The organism is Aminobacter aganoensis, assembly GCF_014206975.1.
GTDB lineage: Bacteria > Pseudomonadota > Alphaproteobacteria > Rhizobiales > Rhizobiaceae > Aminobacter > Aminobacter aganoensis.
This window is the reverse complement of record NZ_JACHOU010000003.1, coordinates 366,273-380,553: the sequence shown is the minus strand read 5'-3', so window position 1 is coordinate 380,553 and position 14,281 is coordinate 366,273. Positions and strand designations below refer to the sequence as shown.

The following is a 14,281-nucleotide window of genomic DNA, read 5'->3' as shown; positions in this document are numbered from 1 at the left end:
TGCCTCCGATGTTGACCAATCGCTCGATGAACGCAACGGGAAAAAGCCTTGCCAGAGCGGCTTTCATGGCGCTGCTGATGGCCGGCGTCGCCGGTTGCGGCACCAGCAAGATGACCACCGGTTCGATCGGTCGCGGCAAATCGGTCGACACCATGTCGACCGGCGCGATCGCCGGCTCCACCGACCAGATCGGACGCACCTATGCCAGCGATCCGAACAACAAGCCGGTGGCGATGCAGTATGCCTCGGCGCTGCAGATGAAGGGTCAGACGGACCAGTCGCTGGCGGTGATGCGCAAGCTCGCGATCGGCTACCCCAAGGACCGGGACGTGCTCGCCGCTTACGGCAAGGCGCTGGCCGCCTCGGGCGAGTTGCAGCCGGCGCTCGACGCCGTGCGCCGCGCCCAGACCCCGGAATATCCCGACTGGAAGTTGGTCTCGGCCGAAGCCGCGATCCTCGACCAGCTCGGCCAGACACAGGACGCGCGCAGCCTCTATCGCAAGGCGCTCGACCTCAAGCCGAACGAACCGACCGTGCTTTCCAATCTCGGCATGTCCTACGTGCTCGAAGGCGACCTGACGTCGGCCGAGACCTATCTGCGCTCGGCCGCTTCGCAGCAGGGCGCCGACAGCCGCGTGCGCCAGAACCTTGCGCTCGCCGTCGGCCTCCAGGGGCGGTTCGGCGAAGCCGAGCAGATCGCGAAACAGGAGCTTTCGCCCGAGCAGGCGCAGGCCAATGTCACCTATCTCCGCAACATGCTTGCCCAGCAGAACGCCTGGAACCAGATCAAGGCCGAGGACAAGCCGACCACCAACTGACCGCATGGCGCGGACACGAAAAAGGCCGCGTCGTCCGACGCGGCCTTTTTCGTTTTGTCCGGGCTAACCGGAGCCTATTCGCTGCTCGACTGCTGCTTGTCGCCAAAGAGGCCACGTTCGCTGATCTGGATGCCGGCAGGGCCGAGGATGATGGCAAACAGCACCGGCAGGAAGAACAGGATCATCGGCACCGTCAGCTTGGGCGGAAGTGCGGCGGCCTTCTTCTCGGCGGCATTCATGCGCATGTCGCGGCTTTCGGCCGCCAGCACGCGCAGGGCGTGCGCGACAGGGGTGCCGTAGCGCTCTGCCTGGATCAGGGCCTGGGTCACCGACTTGACGGAATCGAGGCCCGTGCGGGCGGCAAGGTTCTCATAAGCCTGGCGACGCTCGGTCAGGTAGGACAGCTCGGCGTTGGTGAGCACGAACTCTTCGGCGAGGTCGACGGATTGCGACCCGATCTCATCGGCGACCTTGCGTAGCGCCGCTTCCACCGACATGCCCGATTCGACGCAGATCAGCATCAGGTCGAGCGCGTCCGGCCATGCCTGCTGGATCGACTGCTTGCGCTTGGTGGCGCGGTTGGAAACATAGAGCACCGGCAGGTAGAAGCCGACATAGGCCGCCACGATGCAGATGAAAATCTTGACGAAGACCGGCTTTTCCGCGGCTCCGCCCATTACGAAGACATAGACGGCAGCCAGCACCAAGCCGACGAAGGGCAGCACCAGGCGAAAGAACAGGAAGCGGGTCAACGGATTCTGGCCGCGGAAGCCGGCAACCTTCAGCTTGTTGAGCGTGCCTTCGTCGACGAGCGCGCGGCGCAGGTCGAGGCGCTCGACGATGTTGCGCATACCGGCATGCTGCTGCTCGCGTAGCGCGCCGCGGCGGCGATCGCTTTCGGCGGCCAGACGGACACGCTGCTTGGCACGCAACTCGTCACGTTCCAGCGCAACAGCCTTCATGCGCGCCTTCAGCGGATTGCCGATCAGCGACGGCATCGCCGTGAAGACCGTGGCGAAGACGGCGATGCCGACCAGCAGGGCGATGAGGAAGGACGGGTCGGTGAGCGACTTGACGACTTGATCGGTCATTTGTGCACTAGACCTCGAAATTCATCATCTTGCGCATGACGAAGATGCCGATCGACATCCAGATGCCGGAGATGCCCAGGATCAGATTGCCGGTGTTCGTGGTGAACAGCGGCATGATGTAGTTCGGGCTCGAGAGGTAGACGAGGAAGGCGACGATGATCGGCAGGGCGCCGATGATGGCCGCCGAGGCCTTGGCTTCCATCGACAGCGCCTGAACCTTGGCTTTCATCTTCTTGCGGTCACGCAGCACGCGCGACAGGTTGCCCAGCGCCTCGGACAGGTTGCCGCCGGCCTGGCTCTGGATCTGGATGACGATGCCGAAGAACCCGGCTTCGGGACACGGCATGGTCTCGGTCATGCGCAGGGCCGCGTCGGGGATGGCGATGCCAAGTTGCTGGGCCTCGACGATGCGGCGGAACTCGCCCCGCACCGGCTCCGGCGATTCCGACGCGATCAGGCGAATGCCGTCGTTGAGCGGCAGGCCCGACTTCACCGCGCGCACGATGATGTCGAGCGCATTGGGAAACTCTTCGAGGAACTGCTTGACCCGGCGGCTGCGCCGGAAGGCGACAAACCAGCGTGGCAGCCCGACCGTGCCGGCGAGAAGCGCACCGGGCAGCAGGATCAGCGGGGCGCCGGCGATGTAGACGAGAAGGGTCGTCACGATGCCGCAAACCACGGAATAGACGTAGAAGCGCTCGATCGTCACCAGCATGCCGGCCTGCTTGATCTGAACCTTCAGCGGCGGCTTCTTGATGTTGCGGTCCTTGGCCTTCTGCTTGTCGTCCAGTTCCTTGAGCGTGTCCTGGACAGACTTCCGGCGCTTGGCGACTTCGGCAGTCCGATCGCGCGAAGCCTTGACCAGCGAGCGGTCCATTTCGGTCTGCCGCACGGTCGAAAGGCGGCGCTCGGTGTTGCTCTCGCTTTCCATGCGCTTGAACAGGAAAGCGTAGGCCACCAGGCCGGCGCTCAGACCGGCAAGGACGACAAAGACCAGCATTGAGGCATCAAGCCCGAACATGGCGCCCTAATTCCTCCCCGCTCGCATCGTTGTCGGCGTCATATCAGTCAGCACTCTTTTCCATGCTCTCGAGAGCATTGGCCAACCGGACATCCTCGCCGAAGTAGCGTGCCCGGTCCCAGAAATGCGGCCGGCCAATGCCTGTAGAAACGTGCTGGCCAAGAAGCCTGCCGTTCTGGTCCTCGCCCTTGATGTTGTAGAGCACCAGGTCCTGGGTGATGATGACGTCGCCTTCCATGCCAATCACCTCGGTGATGTGGGTGATGCGGCGCGAGCCATCGCGCAGGCGGGCGGCCTGGATGATGACGTCGACTGAACCGACGATGATCTCGCGCACCGTCTTCTGCGGCAGCGAATAGCCGCCCATGGCGATCATGGACTCGATACGGTTGAGGCACTCGCGCGGGCTGTTGGAGTGGATGGTGCCCATCGAGCCGTCGTGGCCGGTGTTCATCGCCTGCAACAGGTCGAACACCTCCGGTCCGCGCACTTCGCCGACGATGATCCGCTCAGGACGCATGCGCAGGCAGTTCTTGACGAGGTCGCGCATGGTGACCTCGCCCTCGCCTTCCAGGTTGGCGGGGCGTGTTTCGAGGCGGACCACATGCGGCTGCTGCAGCTGCAGTTCCGCCGAGTCCTCGCAGGTGATGATGCGCTCGTCGCGGTCGATATAATTGGTCAGGCAGTTGAGCAGGGTCGTCTTGCCCGAACCGGTACCGCCCGAGATGACGATGTTGCAGCGGACGCGGCCGATGATCTTCAGCACGTCGGCGCCATGCTGGGAAATGGCGCCGAACTTGACGAGCTGGTCGAGGGTCAGCTTGTCCTTCTTGAATTTTCGAATGGTGAGCGCAGTGCCGTCGATCGACAGCGGCGGCGCGATGACGTTGACGCGGGAGCCGTCGGGCAGGCGCGCATCGCAGATCGGCGAGGATTCATCGACGCGGCGGCCGACCTGGCTGACGATACGCTGGCAGATGTTGAGCAGTTGCTGGTTGTCGCGGAAGCGGATGCCGGTCTGCTCGACCTTGCCGTTGACTTCGATATAGACGTTCCTGGCGCCGTTCACCATGATGTCGGCGATGTCGTCGCGTGCGAGCAAGGGCTCCAGCGGACCGTAGCCGAGAACGTCGTTGCAGATATCCTCGAGCAGCTCTTCCTGCTCGGCGATCGACATCGCGAAGTTCTTGATCGCGATGATGTCGTTGACGATATCGCGAATTTCCTCACGCGCGCTGTCGGGATCGAGCTTGGCCAGCTGCGACAGGTCGATTGTATCGATCAGCGCCGAAAAGACCTGGCTCTTGGTATCGTAGTAGCTTTCGCTGCGTTCGCGCTGCGGCTTGCGCGGTTCGGCGGCGAATGGCGCCGTCGGCTGGACCGTGCGCCGCTGCGCCGCGGCCGGTTCCGCGGGCGCGGCAGCCGGCGCAGGTGGGCGCGGCGCAACCAGCGTGTCACCGGTGTTTGCGACCGGCGCCTGTATCGGTGCGTTCGGGCGGAATCCCGGCGTTGAGCGGTTGCCGTCGTCGCTGCCTCTTCTGCCAAACATGGTCGACTATCGCCTCCGCCGCGCGGGTATCACTTCTTGCGTGCCTTGAGCTTGGCCAGGATTCCACCAAGACCCGACTGCTTCTTGGCCTTGGCTTCCGACCTTCCGGTCAGCACGTGCGCAATCTCGTTCATCGTCTGGACGATCGGGTTCTTGGCATCCATCTCGCCCAGCATGCGGCCATTGTTTGCGGCATTGCCGAACAGCAGCGCGTCGAAGGGAATGACGGACATCGGGGTGATGCCGAGCGGTTCGGCGAAATCGCTTGCGGCGATTTCCGGACGCTTGGGCAGGCCTGCCTGGTTGAGGATCAGCCTCGGCGGCGGATCGTTGGGCCGCAGCCGCTTGAGCATGTCGACCAGGTTCTTGGTGTTGCGCAGATTGGCGAGCTCGGGCGTCGCAGTGATGACCACTTCGTCGGCACGGGCAAGCGTGTTCTTGCTCCATCCGCTCCAGATGTGGGGGACGTCGAGCACCAGCAGCGGCGTGCTGCGCTGGGCCGTGTCGATGATCTGAGAAAATGCCTCGGCGTCGAAATCATAGACGCGCTCGAGCGTCGAGGGCGCGGCCAACAGGGACAGGTGTTCGGCACATTGCGCCAACAGACGGTCCAGATAGACCTCGTCGACGCGCTCGGGCGCAAACACGGCTTCGGCAATACCTTGGGCAGGGTCCTGGTCGAAGTTGATGTTGGCGGTACCGAAAGCCAGGTCGAGGTCGGCAACGACCACTTCCGACTTGAACAGGTTCGACATGCTCCAGGCGACGTTGTGGGCGATGGTCGAGGAGCCGACGCCACCCTTGGCGCCGACGAAGGCAATCGAGCGCCCCATCGGCTCCGCCTCGGGATCGACGAAGATCGAGGAGATCACGCTGACGATGTCGGCGGTCGACACAGGCGCCACGACGTATTCGGAGATGCCCGAGCGGATCAATTCGCGGTAGAGCGCAATGTCATTGTAGTGCCCGATGACCACGACCTTGGAGCTCGGGTCGCAATATTCCGACAGCGCGTGCAGAGATTCGAGGAGGGTCTTCGGTTCGCCGCGCGATTCGAGGATGATCAGGTTGGGCGTCGGCGCGCCGCGATAGACTTCGACGGCAGTCTCGACCCCGCCCATATGGACCTGGAGATGGGCCTTGGCCATGCGCCGGTCGGCGCCGGCCCGTTCGATCGGGCCGGCGACGCTGTCGCTCTCGCAGAAGGCCTGGATGGAGATGCGCGGCACGGGCCGCAGCGCCTGCATCAATGCCATGTCCTGATGCGGCTGCTCCGCGTTCTCAGGCTGGGAATCGTAGGCGAGATTGCTCATTGTCTCGTTCTTCCCATAGCTCGCGATCAATAGTTCACTTCGGAGTTCTTGTTGAACTCCGTGGTAATGCCGCGCTTGCGGTAGAGATCGATCACTTCGCCGCGATTTTCGGCGTCGATCTCCGTCTGCTTGCGCGGTCCAAGCAAGTCGGCGGGGTTGGCAACCTGTGCGGCGAGGTTGTTCTGATAGGAACAGCCGAAATTTGCGTAGTGCTTGTTCTCGGTCGTGTTGAGCACGTCTTCGGGCCAGCGGCCGCAACGGTCGGTCTGCGCCCGCATGGCGGTGTAGGTCACGCGCACCGGCGACGCGGCATCGGCATAGGCCGCCTGGTAGCGGGCGATGTCGATGCGGTTCGACGGAACGCCATTCCTGGTAGCCACGCGCGCCAGAGCCCGTGCCGCCTCGTTCGCCGCGACGTCGTTCGAAGCCCCCGCGGGGACCATGATCGTCAGCGCCGGCTTGGAGCGGCTGTCGTAATCGCTGAGGAAGCCGACGAATGTCGCCTCCTGGCCCTTGGAGATGCCCCGGTCACTGTTGCCGACGGCGATGTCGAGGGTCTGGTTCTTCTCGGCAATGACGATCGGGTGATTGGTGCGGTAGTCATCCGGGATCGAGCCGACGGTGACGCTGTCGCGGTTGGTCGCGCAACCGGCGACAAGGGCGACGGCGGCGGCCGCCAGAAGCGGACGGAAGAGGCGCGACGTTTCCAGCCGGGTCCGGCTGGTCGTGCGCGTGGCGTGGTGTATTGCCTGAGACATGCCCCTATCCCCGCTCATTTGTAGATGAAGCCGACGACGCCGTGATAGCGGCCCATGGGCTTGTCGGTTTTCATTGTGCCGTAGACGCGATTGACGCGGCCGAGGAACATGCCGGCGCCGTCGCTGGCGGCGTTGAAATTGTCGTCTGGCTTGGCGAGTTCGTTGCGCGCCACCGGACGGGCAAGATACGGCGTGACGATGATCACGAGTTCGGACTCGTTGCGGACGAAGTCGCGGCTGCGGAACAGGGTGCCAAGCACCGGGATCTTGGACAGCCCGGGCAATCCGTTGACCGCCTGACGCACGTCGTCGCGGACAAGGCCGGCAATCATCATGGATCCGCCGGAAGGCAGCTCCACCGTCGTGTCGGCCAGGCGCTTGCGGATCGACAGCGCCGTCATGCCGGGCGAATTGAACGTTGCCCCGCGGGATCCGCCTCCCGAGAGCGAGACCGACGCTTCGGTGGTCGGCTCGGAGACCTGGGTCCTGATCTTGAGGCTTATGCGCCCCGGGGACAGCACCACCGGCTGGAATTCGAGGCCGATGCCGTATTCGATCTTTTCGATTTCGTACGTCCGGCCGCCGGAGCTGTTTCCTTCCTGGTTGGTGACCAGGTTGAACTCGCCGCCGACCTTGAACGTCGCCTTCTCGCCCGAGACAGCGGTGAGGGTCGGCTCGGCAAGCGTCTTCATCACGCCGGCCTGCTCCATGGCATTGACATACGCGTCGAGAAGCGAGGTGCCGATGGACACCTGCGAGGCGCCGAGCGGCTTGCCAAGTCCTGGGATGCTGTCGCTGATGGCACCCCAGCTGATGCCGTTGGCATCGCCCGAGCCGATCATGTTGACGCCGAGCTGCTTCATCACCGTGCGGCTGACCTCGGCGACGGTGACCTTGAGCATCACCTGGTCGTCGCCGACGATCTGGAGCAGGTTGACGATCTTGCTCTTCTGTCGCGTCGAGTCGGGATTGTCGATGTCGACGCCGCCATTTTCCGAGCCGCCGCTGGCGGTCTGCGAATATTGCCCGGTCGTCGCCTCACCGCCGGTGACGAAGATGGTCGCCAGATCGACGGCCCGCTTGGCATCGAGCGGCGTGTCGACGGTGCCCGTCAGCACGACGTTGTCGTTGATCAGTTCGACCTTGATCTGCGAATTCGGGATGAAGCGCTTGATGTAGTCCTCAAGTCCCGCAACGTCGCGCTCGATGGCGAGATCGAGGCTGGCGATCTGTTCGCCATTGGGCCCGAAGACGAAGATATTGGTCTGGCCGACCGACTTGCCGAACAGATAGATGCGGCGCGCCGTGCGTGTCACGGCATCGGCGACCGCCGGATTGGCGACCAGGATGTCGTAGGCGTCGGACGGCAGGTCGATGACCACCGACTTGTTAAGACCGAGCTTGACGCGCTGGCTGGAATTTTCCGCGCCGACCCTCGCCTTGGCGGCAAGGACGGGCGATTGCCAGACCACAACGGAGCTCAGCGCCAACGTTGCAGCAGTGACAAGAAGTCTGGCTGAGGACCTCATTTCCTTGCTCCCGATTCGGAAATCTCACCTGACTTGATGAGGCGCACCGTGCCGCGCTTGCCACTGCCCGAGACCAGGTAGTCGGCCTCGGCGAGGTTCCTTTCCTGGGCGTCGGCGACCGAGCGCAGGGCAAGGGTGAGGCGATCCGCCATCTGCTGGGCGACGGTGATGATCTCGGCCTGCTGGGCGGTGAGCTCCAGCGTCGCGGTTTCGCCGACCTTGACCTTCTTGCCTTCCTCATCCTCCTGGATGGTCTGGTCGATGGCCAGCACCCGGATGTTCTTGAGGATGGTCTCGGTGATGAAACCGCTTCCCGACTTCGCGGCATCGCTGCGGCGGGTCATGATCACGTCGACGTAGTCATTCGGCAGAATGAAGCCGCCGGCGGAAGTGTCGGCGGAGATCGCGGTCGCGACGGCACGACTGCCTGCCGGCAGGACCGCCGACATGAAGCTCTGGCCTTCGCCGATCAGCTTCGACTTGCGTAGCGGCTCGCCGCCATACATGGCGAGGCGGGCGACCGAATTCTTGAATTTTTCCAGCGCCTCGGGTTCGGCGCTGCGGGTGATGAAATTGGGATTGACCGCATCGCTCGGCCAAGGCTGCCAGCTGATGTTGCCTTCCACGACGCCGCCCATCGGCACGTCGCCGGTGAGCACCAGCACGTCGGTAAGCGCGAGCTGCGGCTGTTGCGGGCCGGATTCGACGATGACCTCCGGCGGAGGCGGAGCAGACATGTTCTTGGCGACAAAACCAGCGCCGCCCGCGGCGGCGACCGCTACGCCCAGTATCATCAGTCGCGATGCAGCCATTGTCCGAACCTCGCCCCGGCAAACCCATCAAGCCAAGTCGGACTTTGCATAGACAATCGTCAAATTATGGTTAACGCGATCCTTATATACATGATTAACGATCCCTTACGCCCGCAGGCGAGGCGGTCATTGGGCCGCCAGCCGCTCCAGCGCCCAAAGCATCAGGGGCGAACTCGGATAGGTCAGCAGGCCGCCTATCCCCAGCGCAATGCCATAGGGCACGCCGCCAGCATCCTTGGAAAAATTCCTGAGGAACATGTTCTGGCTGGTGATGTGTGCGAGTACGGAGCTGCGGAAGGCCAGGATCGCGAGCGTCAGCATTCCGCCGAACACAGCAGAAACGAGAAGATATTGCATCAGCGGCATGCCGAGACCCATCCAGACGGCGGACGCCGCGATGAGCTTGGCGTCGCCGCCGCCCATGCCGCCAAGCGCGAACATCGCGAAGGTGACGGTGAGCAGCAATGCGCCGGCAGCCAGATGCATGCCGATGTCGACCCAGGCCATCCCAGTCAGCGGCGCAACGACTAGGAAGACACCCAGCAGCAGCAACGGCACGCGGTTGGCGATGGTCATCGACATGGTGTCGGAGACAGCCGAGTAGACCATGCAGAACGGAAAAACGACAAAGATCAGCGCTTCGAGCATCGTCAAACATCCGCATTCACTGTGTTGAACCAGCCTAGCTCGCGGGCATTAAGCCTGGATGAAGACGATTCAAATATTTGTTCCTACCGCCCGACGAGAAAAGGCTGCCCGAAGACAGCCTTTTCGATCGCATTGCCGGCAAGTAATGCAGTAGTCGTTAGTTGCCAGCGTTCGAGATCTCGGTCGAGATGGTCGTGAACTTCGAGTTGAGTGCGCTGCCGACCATGCCGGCGCCGGCAATGATGGCAACTGCGATGAGGGCGGCGATCAGACCGTATTCGATGGCGGTCGCGCCGGATTCGTCCTTCACAAAACGTGCGATGAGATTGGACATTGGAGAGCTCCTTACTCCGTTTGTTACAGCACTTCCGTCAACATTTCTTTGTCGTCGATCGGATGACTGCAACCTAGCGGGGAGCTCTTTCAAACGGCTTAAGAAACAGCCTTACCGAAACCTTTAGCCGGCCATTGGCGCCGCGTGGTTAACCGCAGGCTAAACGACGCGGGTGGTTTGTCGGCGCCTTGAAGCCGTGACCTACAGACGTTTCCAGTCTCCTCGCTTCATCATGGAGAGGAGCATTTCGCGTATCGGTTGCCGGCTGGCAGGCTGCTTAACTGTTGGTTCACCAAAAGCGTTCATCTTCCATTGATCAGTCGATACTGCCAGCGATCGAGGGGCGAGCGATGACGAGGCCGAGAGCTTTCTTTCCGGGAGCATGCGCAATTGCATTGGCGATGGCTGCCGCCCTGCCCGCCCAAGCGGGTTCCGGTATCGAAGTGACGATGAACCAGGCCAAGATCGTGCGGCTCGCCCGCCCGGCCGATACCATCGTGGTCGGCAACTCGTCGATCGCCGACGCCTCGGTCCAGGACGCCTCGACCCTGGTGCTGACCGGCAAGGGTTTTGGCGTCACCAACCTCGTGGTGCTCGATGCCAATGGCACGCCCATCGTCGACGAACAGGTGACAGTCATCCGTCACGACGCCTCTTCCGTCCGGATCTACCGCCGCTCCGAGATACAGACTCTCTCTTGCACACCTTATTGCGAGAGCTCCTACAAGAGCGACGCCGAGCGGATGTCCGAAAGCGAAATGAACGCTTCCCAGTAAGACGCCGGGATCGGCGACCCGGCCAAGGGTTAGCGCTCGGTAAAGATATTCCCTGCTATTTTCCCCGTCATCAAAACGGGACCTCAACGGCTTTGCACTATTGTCCGTCCGAAATGAGAAGGCGGTCGGGACATGAGCGACACGGCTACTGCAGTGCATGACGAGACGAAGGCGCGCCGGCGAGGATCGTTCGCCGGTTTCCTGCGTGACCGCAGCGGCAGCACGGCGATCGAGTTCGTCATGCTGGTAATCCCGTTCTCGCTGCTGGTTTTTGCCATCCTCGAGAGCTGCCTCTCATTCGCCGGCCAGCAAGTGCTGGCGAATGCAGCCGACGACGTCGCCCGCCAGTTGCGCACGGGACAGGTCAGGGCCGCAGAAGTCTCGAAAACCTCGCTGGAGAAGATGATCTGCGACCGGCTCGAGGTCTTCGTCGCCAAGGGTTGCCCCAATCTGATCGTCGACCTGAGGAGCTTTCCGACCTTCGAGAAGGCAGCCGAGGTGAAGCTGAAGTTCGTCAACAAAGAAATCGACACGTCGGGATTTGCCGTCACGCCGGGACCGGCCATGACCAAGAACATGCTGCGCGTCTTCTACAAATGGCCCGTCGTCACCGACTTCATGAAGGCTTCGATGTCGAACCTGGAGGGCGGCTACACGCTGCAGTTTGCATCCGTGGTCTGGCAGAACGAGCCGTTCAACGATTGATCGAAACCGCCGGCCAGGATTGGGCCGGCACGAGTGTGAAAAGACTTGGGATGTCGGCGTGGCCGGGGGCACTATCGATGCTTAAGAAGTTGCGATCATGCGCATATGCCTTGATGTCGGACCGGCGCGGCATCGCTGCGGTCGAATTCGCCTTCGTCGTCCCTCTCCTGCTGTCGCTGTATTTCGTGACAATGGAGGTCTCCCAGGCGATCGAGACGAACAAGAAGGTCAGCCGAGCCGGCTCGATGGTCGCCGATCTCATCACCCAGCAGCAGACGATCAAGGCTGCCGAAGTGGACGCGGTGATGAAGATCGCCGAGTCGATCCTGCAACCCTACAATCGCAGCACCGGAAAGATCTTCATCACGGCAATCCAGGTCACCGACGAGGCGTCGCCCAGGGTGCTGGTCGTGTGGTCGCGCAAATACATCAAGGGCTCGGCGACGCCGGACCTCGCCAAGGACACGGTGACGACAGTGCCTGACGCCCTCAGGACCAAGGGGGCTTTCCTGATCCGGGTCGTCAGCGAACTCGACTACAAGCCGATGATCACCTGGGCCGCCGAAGACAAGCCCGTGCTCGGCCTCGCAGCCGCCATCGATCCCGTCACCATGGACGAAGTCTACTATCTGCGGCCGCGCATGAGCCAGGCGATCCCCTGTGACGACTGCCAGACCTGAATCCTGGAACTGCTGCAGGATTTGCATGCGTCAGTTGCCATCTGCGGGATAATTGCCAACGTCTGCGACTGACCCTATGTCTGTGCGGCAAGCTGGCAACCGAGAGCCCCTCATAGATGGCGCGTGCATTCCTGTTCGTCCTGGATTCCTTCGGCATCGGCGGCGCTGCAGATGCCGCGCAATTCGGCGATGTCGGGTCCGATACCTTCGGCCACATAGCGGCGGCCTGCGCCGGGGGCCGAGGCGACCGCGACGGACTGCGCGCCGGCCCGCTCCATCTGCCGAACATGACGGCCCTCGGGCTTGGCCGCGCTGCAAGGCTGGCAACCGGCCTGGAGTTCGAAACCGGGGCCAGACTGCGTGACGGCGCCTTCCACGGTACGGCGCAGGAAATCTCCAGCGGCAAGGACACGCCGTCCGGCCATTGGGAAATCGCCGGCGTTCCCGTCACCTTCGACTGGGGCTATTTTCCGCAGACAGTTCCCGCCTTCCCGGCGTCGCTGACCGAGGCGATCATCCGCGACGGCAAGGTTTCAGGCATTCTCGGCGACTGCCACGCCTCGGGCATCGAGATCATCGAGCGGTTCGGCGAAGAGCACGTCCTGACCGGCAAGCCGATCTGCTACACCTCGGTCGACTCGGTCCTGCAGATCGCCGCGCATGAAGAGCACTTCGGGCTCGAGCGGCTCTATGACCTGTGCAGGACCGTCCGTCGGCTCGTCGACCCGCTGAACATCGGCCGCGTCATCGCCCGCCCCTTCGTCGGCGAAAGCAAGGACACGTTCGAGCGCACGCCGAACCGCAAGGACTATGCCACGCCGCCGCCCGAGGCGACGCTGCTCGACAGGCTCACCGAGCGCGGCAGCAAGGTCATCGCCATCGGCAAGATCGGCGACATCTTCGCCCATCGCGGCATCTCCGAGGTGCGCAAGGGCGTCGGCAACATGGCGATGCTCGACAAGGCGCTGGGCGCCATGGACGACGCCGGCGACGGCGACCTGGTCTTCGCCAACTTCGTCGACTTCGACACCGAATTCGGCCATCGCCGCGACGTGGCGGGTTACGCCGCGGCGCTCGAGGCCTTCGACAGGCGCATTCCCGAGGCCCTTTCGCGGCTGAAGCCGGGCGACCTGCTGATCCTGACCGCCGACCATGGCAACGACCCGACCTGGCGCGGCACCGACCACACCCGCGAACGCATTCCCGTGATCGGCATCGCGCCCGGCCTTACGGGCGGCGACATCGGGCTGCGGCCGACATTCGCCGACATCGGCGAAACGGTGGCCCAACATCTCGGCCTGCCACGCGCGCGCCACGGCACCTCCTTCCTCGAAACGATTGCCACCCATGCCTGAATTGCCCGAAGTCGAAACCGTCCGGCGTGGATTGCAGCCGGTGCTCGAAGGCGCGCGCATCGAGCGCGTCGAAACGCGCCGGCCGAACCTGCGCTACCCCTTCCCCGACCGCTTCGGCGAGCGCCTTGCCGGTAAGAGGATCACCTCGCTCGGCCGCCGCGCCAAGTACCTGCTCGCCGATGTCGAGGATGCGCCGCTGCTGATCTGCCATCTCGGCATGTCCGGCTCGTTCCGCATCGAAACCGACGAGGACGCGACGGCGCCGGGCCAGTTCCATCACGAGCGATCGAAGTCGGAAGCGCACGATCACGTCGTCTTCCACGTCGCAGACCGAAAAGGCGCCCCGGCACGCGTCGTCTTCAACGATCCCCGGCGTTTCGGCTTCATGCTGTTTGCCGAGCGCAACGGCACCGAGCATCCAATGCTGTCCGGCCTCGGCGTCGAGCCGACCGGAAACACGCTCGACGGCGCGTTGCTGGGCGGCCTGTTCGAAGGCAAGAAGACGCCGCTCAAGGCGGCACTGCTCGACCAGCGCCTGATTGCCGGTCTAGGCAACATCTATGTCTCCGAGGCGCTCTGGCGCGCCGGCCTGTCGCCGCTGCGCGCTGCCGGCACCATCGCCGGCAAGGGCAAGGCGGCGCGCGAACGTGCCGCGCTGCTCGCCACCTCCGTGCGCGAGGTGATTGCCGATGCGATCGCGGCGGGCGGCTCTTCGCTGCGGGACTATGTCCACACCGACGGCTCGCTGGGATACTTCCAGCACTCGTTCTCGGTCTATGACCGCGAGGGGGAACCCTGCCCGCACACCGGCTGTGCCGGCCATGTCGAGCGGATAGTGCAGAGCGGGCGGTCAACCTTCTATTGCCGCCAGTGCCAGCGCTAAGCTAGACCA

At 63.4% G+C, this 14,281-nt stretch carries 15 protein-coding genes; 6 read left to right on the top strand and 9 right to left on the bottom strand.

Annotation, left to right across the window (positions count from 1 at the left end):
• Nucleotides 1–8 precede the first annotated feature (8 nt).
• Nucleotides 9–818 carry a tetratricopeptide repeat protein gene (locus GGR00_RS09445; protein ID WP_184699308.1) on the top strand — a complete coding sequence of 270 codons (810 nt, stop codon included), beginning with the start codon at nt 9–11 and terminating at the stop codon, nt 816–818.
• Between the two features lie 74 nt (nt 819–892).
• Here the strand turns inward: GGR00_RS09445 and GGR00_RS09440 are convergent, their stop codons facing one another.
• From GGR00_RS09440 to GGR00_RS09400, 9 genes are all read right to left on the bottom strand, one after another.
• Nucleotides 893–1,909 carry a type II secretion system F family protein gene (locus tag GGR00_RS09440; protein ID WP_055980740.1) on the bottom strand — a complete coding sequence of 339 codons (1,017 nt, stop codon included), beginning with the start codon at nt 1,907–1,909 and terminating at the stop codon, nt 893–895.
• 7 nt (nt 1,910–1,916) lie between these two features.
• A complete protein-coding gene (locus tag GGR00_RS09435; protein WP_184699307.1) occupies nt 1,917–2,930 on the bottom strand; it encodes a type II secretion system F family protein in 1,014 nt (337 codons plus the stop codon).
• A 43-nt stretch (nt 2,931–2,973) separates the two neighbouring features.
• The gene (locus tag GGR00_RS09430) at nt 2,974–4,479 is read right to left on the bottom strand and encodes a TadA family conjugal transfer-associated ATPase (protein WP_184699306.1); all 1,506 of its coding nucleotides are present in this window, start codon (nt 4,477–4,479) and stop codon (nt 2,974–2,976) included.
• Between the two features lie 29 nt (nt 4,480–4,508).
• The gene (locus GGR00_RS09425; RefSeq protein ID WP_055980748.1) at nt 4,509–5,792 is read right to left on the bottom strand and encodes a CpaE/TadZ family protein; all 1,284 of its coding nucleotides are present in this window, start codon (nt 5,790–5,792) and stop codon (nt 4,509–4,511) included.
• 26 nt (nt 5,793–5,818) lie between these two features.
• Nucleotides 5,819–6,550, bottom strand: coding sequence for a CpaD family pilus assembly protein (locus GGR00_RS09420; protein ID WP_246441325.1), 732 nt, complete (start codon nt 6,548–6,550; stop codon nt 5,819–5,821).
• A gap of 14 nt (nt 6,551–6,564) precedes the next feature.
• A complete protein-coding gene (locus GGR00_RS09415; RefSeq protein WP_055980754.1) occupies nt 6,565–8,079 on the bottom strand; it encodes a type II and III secretion system protein family protein in 1,515 nt (504 codons plus the stop codon).
• Nucleotides 8,076–8,891 carry a Flp pilus assembly protein CpaB gene (gene cpaB, locus GGR00_RS09410; RefSeq protein ID WP_055980757.1) on the bottom strand — a complete coding sequence of 272 codons (816 nt, stop codon included), beginning with the start codon at nt 8,889–8,891 and terminating at the stop codon, nt 8,076–8,078. The genes GGR00_RS09415 and cpaB overlap by 4 nt, the downstream gene beginning before the upstream one ends.
• A 126-nt stretch (nt 8,892–9,017) precedes the next feature.
• The gene (locus tag GGR00_RS09405; RefSeq protein WP_184699304.1) at nt 9,018–9,539 is read right to left on the bottom strand and encodes an A24 family peptidase; all 522 of its coding nucleotides are present in this window, start codon (nt 9,537–9,539) and stop codon (nt 9,018–9,020) included.
• A 157-nt stretch (nt 9,540–9,696) separates the two neighbouring features.
• Nucleotides 9,697–9,873 carry a Flp family type IVb pilin gene (locus tag GGR00_RS09400; protein WP_055980763.1) on the bottom strand — a complete coding sequence of 59 codons (177 nt, stop codon included), beginning with the start codon at nt 9,871–9,873 and terminating at the stop codon, nt 9,697–9,699.
• 401 nt (nt 9,874–10,274) lie between these two features.
• Between GGR00_RS09400 and GGR00_RS09395 the strand changes: the two genes are divergently transcribed.
• The 5 genes from GGR00_RS09395 (at nt 10,275) to mutM (ending at nt 14,272) form a co-directional block, all read left to right on the top strand.
• Nucleotides 10,275–10,649 (top strand): pilus assembly protein N-terminal domain-containing protein, encoded by a 375-nt coding sequence (locus tag GGR00_RS09395; protein WP_156381361.1) that lies wholly within the window; start codon nt 10,275–10,277, stop codon nt 10,647–10,649.
• Between the two features lie 132 nt (nt 10,650–10,781).
• Nucleotides 10,782–11,354 (top strand): TadE/TadG family type IV pilus assembly protein, encoded by a 573-nt coding sequence (locus tag GGR00_RS09390; protein WP_184699302.1) that lies wholly within the window; start codon nt 10,782–10,784, stop codon nt 11,352–11,354.
• 113 nt (nt 11,355–11,467) lie between these two features.
• Nucleotides 11,468–12,034: a TadE/TadG family type IV pilus assembly protein gene (locus GGR00_RS09385; protein WP_244487914.1), complete on the top strand. Its 567-nt coding sequence runs from the start codon at nt 11,468–11,470 to the stop codon at nt 12,032–12,034.
• 116 nt (nt 12,035–12,150) lie between these two features.
• Nucleotides 12,151–13,389 (top strand): phosphopentomutase, encoded by a 1,239-nt coding sequence (locus tag GGR00_RS09380; protein ID WP_184699301.1) that lies wholly within the window; start codon nt 12,151–12,153, stop codon nt 13,387–13,389.
• Nucleotides 13,382–14,272 (top strand): bifunctional DNA-formamidopyrimidine glycosylase/DNA-(apurinic or apyrimidinic site) lyase, encoded by an 891-nt coding sequence (gene mutM / locus GGR00_RS09375; protein ID WP_184699300.1) that lies wholly within the window; start codon nt 13,382–13,384, stop codon nt 14,270–14,272. The genes GGR00_RS09380 and mutM overlap by 8 nt, the downstream gene beginning before the upstream one ends.
• The last annotated feature ends 9 nt before the right edge of the window (nt 14,273–14,281 follow it).

Bases quoted from the DNA above. Each gene is read 5' to 3' on its own strand.
- GGR00_RS09420 (WP_246441325.1), bottom strand. From the start codon at position 6,550: ATGTCTCAGGCAATACACCACGCCACGCGCACGACCAGCCGGACCCGG.
- GGR00_RS09385 (WP_244487914.1), top strand. From the start codon at position 11,468: ATGTCGGACCGGCGCGGCATCGCTGCGGTCGAATTCGCCTTCGTCGTC.
- GGR00_RS09405 (WP_184699304.1), bottom strand. From the start codon at position 9,539: ATGCTCGAAGCGCTGATCTTTGTCGTTTTTCCGTTCTGCATGGTCTAC.
- GGR00_RS09445 (WP_184699308.1), top strand. From the start codon at position 9: ATGTTGACCAATCGCTCGATGAACGCAACGGGAAAAAGCCTTGCCAGA.
- GGR00_RS09415 (WP_055980754.1), bottom strand. From the start codon at position 8,079: ATGAGGTCCTCAGCCAGACTTCTTGTCACTGCTGCAACGTTGGCGCTG.
- cpaB (WP_055980757.1), bottom strand. From the start codon at position 8,891: ATGGCTGCATCGCGACTGATGATACTGGGCGTAGCGGTCGCCGCCGCG.
- GGR00_RS09395 (WP_156381361.1), top strand. From the start codon at position 10,275: ATGGCTGCCGCCCTGCCCGCCCAAGCGGGTTCCGGTATCGAAGTGACG.
- GGR00_RS09435 (WP_184699307.1), bottom strand. From the start codon at position 2,930: ATGTTCGGGCTTGATGCCTCAATGCTGGTCTTTGTCGTCCTTGCCGGT.
- mutM (WP_184699300.1), top strand. From the start codon at position 13,382: ATGCCTGAATTGCCCGAAGTCGAAACCGTCCGGCGTGGATTGCAGCCG.
- GGR00_RS09390 (WP_184699302.1), top strand. From the start codon at position 10,782: ATGAGCGACACGGCTACTGCAGTGCATGACGAGACGAAGGCGCGCCGG.
- GGR00_RS09400 (WP_055980763.1), bottom strand. From the start codon at position 9,873: ATGTCCAATCTCATCGCACGTTTTGTGAAGGACGAATCCGGCGCGACC.
- GGR00_RS09440 (WP_055980740.1), bottom strand. From the start codon at position 1,909: ATGACCGATCAAGTCGTCAAGTCGCTCACCGACCCGTCCTTCCTCATC.
- GGR00_RS09380 (WP_184699301.1), top strand. From the start codon at position 12,151: ATGGCGCGTGCATTCCTGTTCGTCCTGGATTCCTTCGGCATCGGCGGC.
- GGR00_RS09430 (WP_184699306.1), bottom strand. From the start codon at position 4,479: ATGTTTGGCAGAAGAGGCAGCGACGACGGCAACCGCTCAACGCCGGGA.
- GGR00_RS09425 (WP_055980748.1), bottom strand. From the start codon at position 5,792: ATGAGCAATCTCGCCTACGATTCCCAGCCTGAGAACGCGGAGCAGCCG.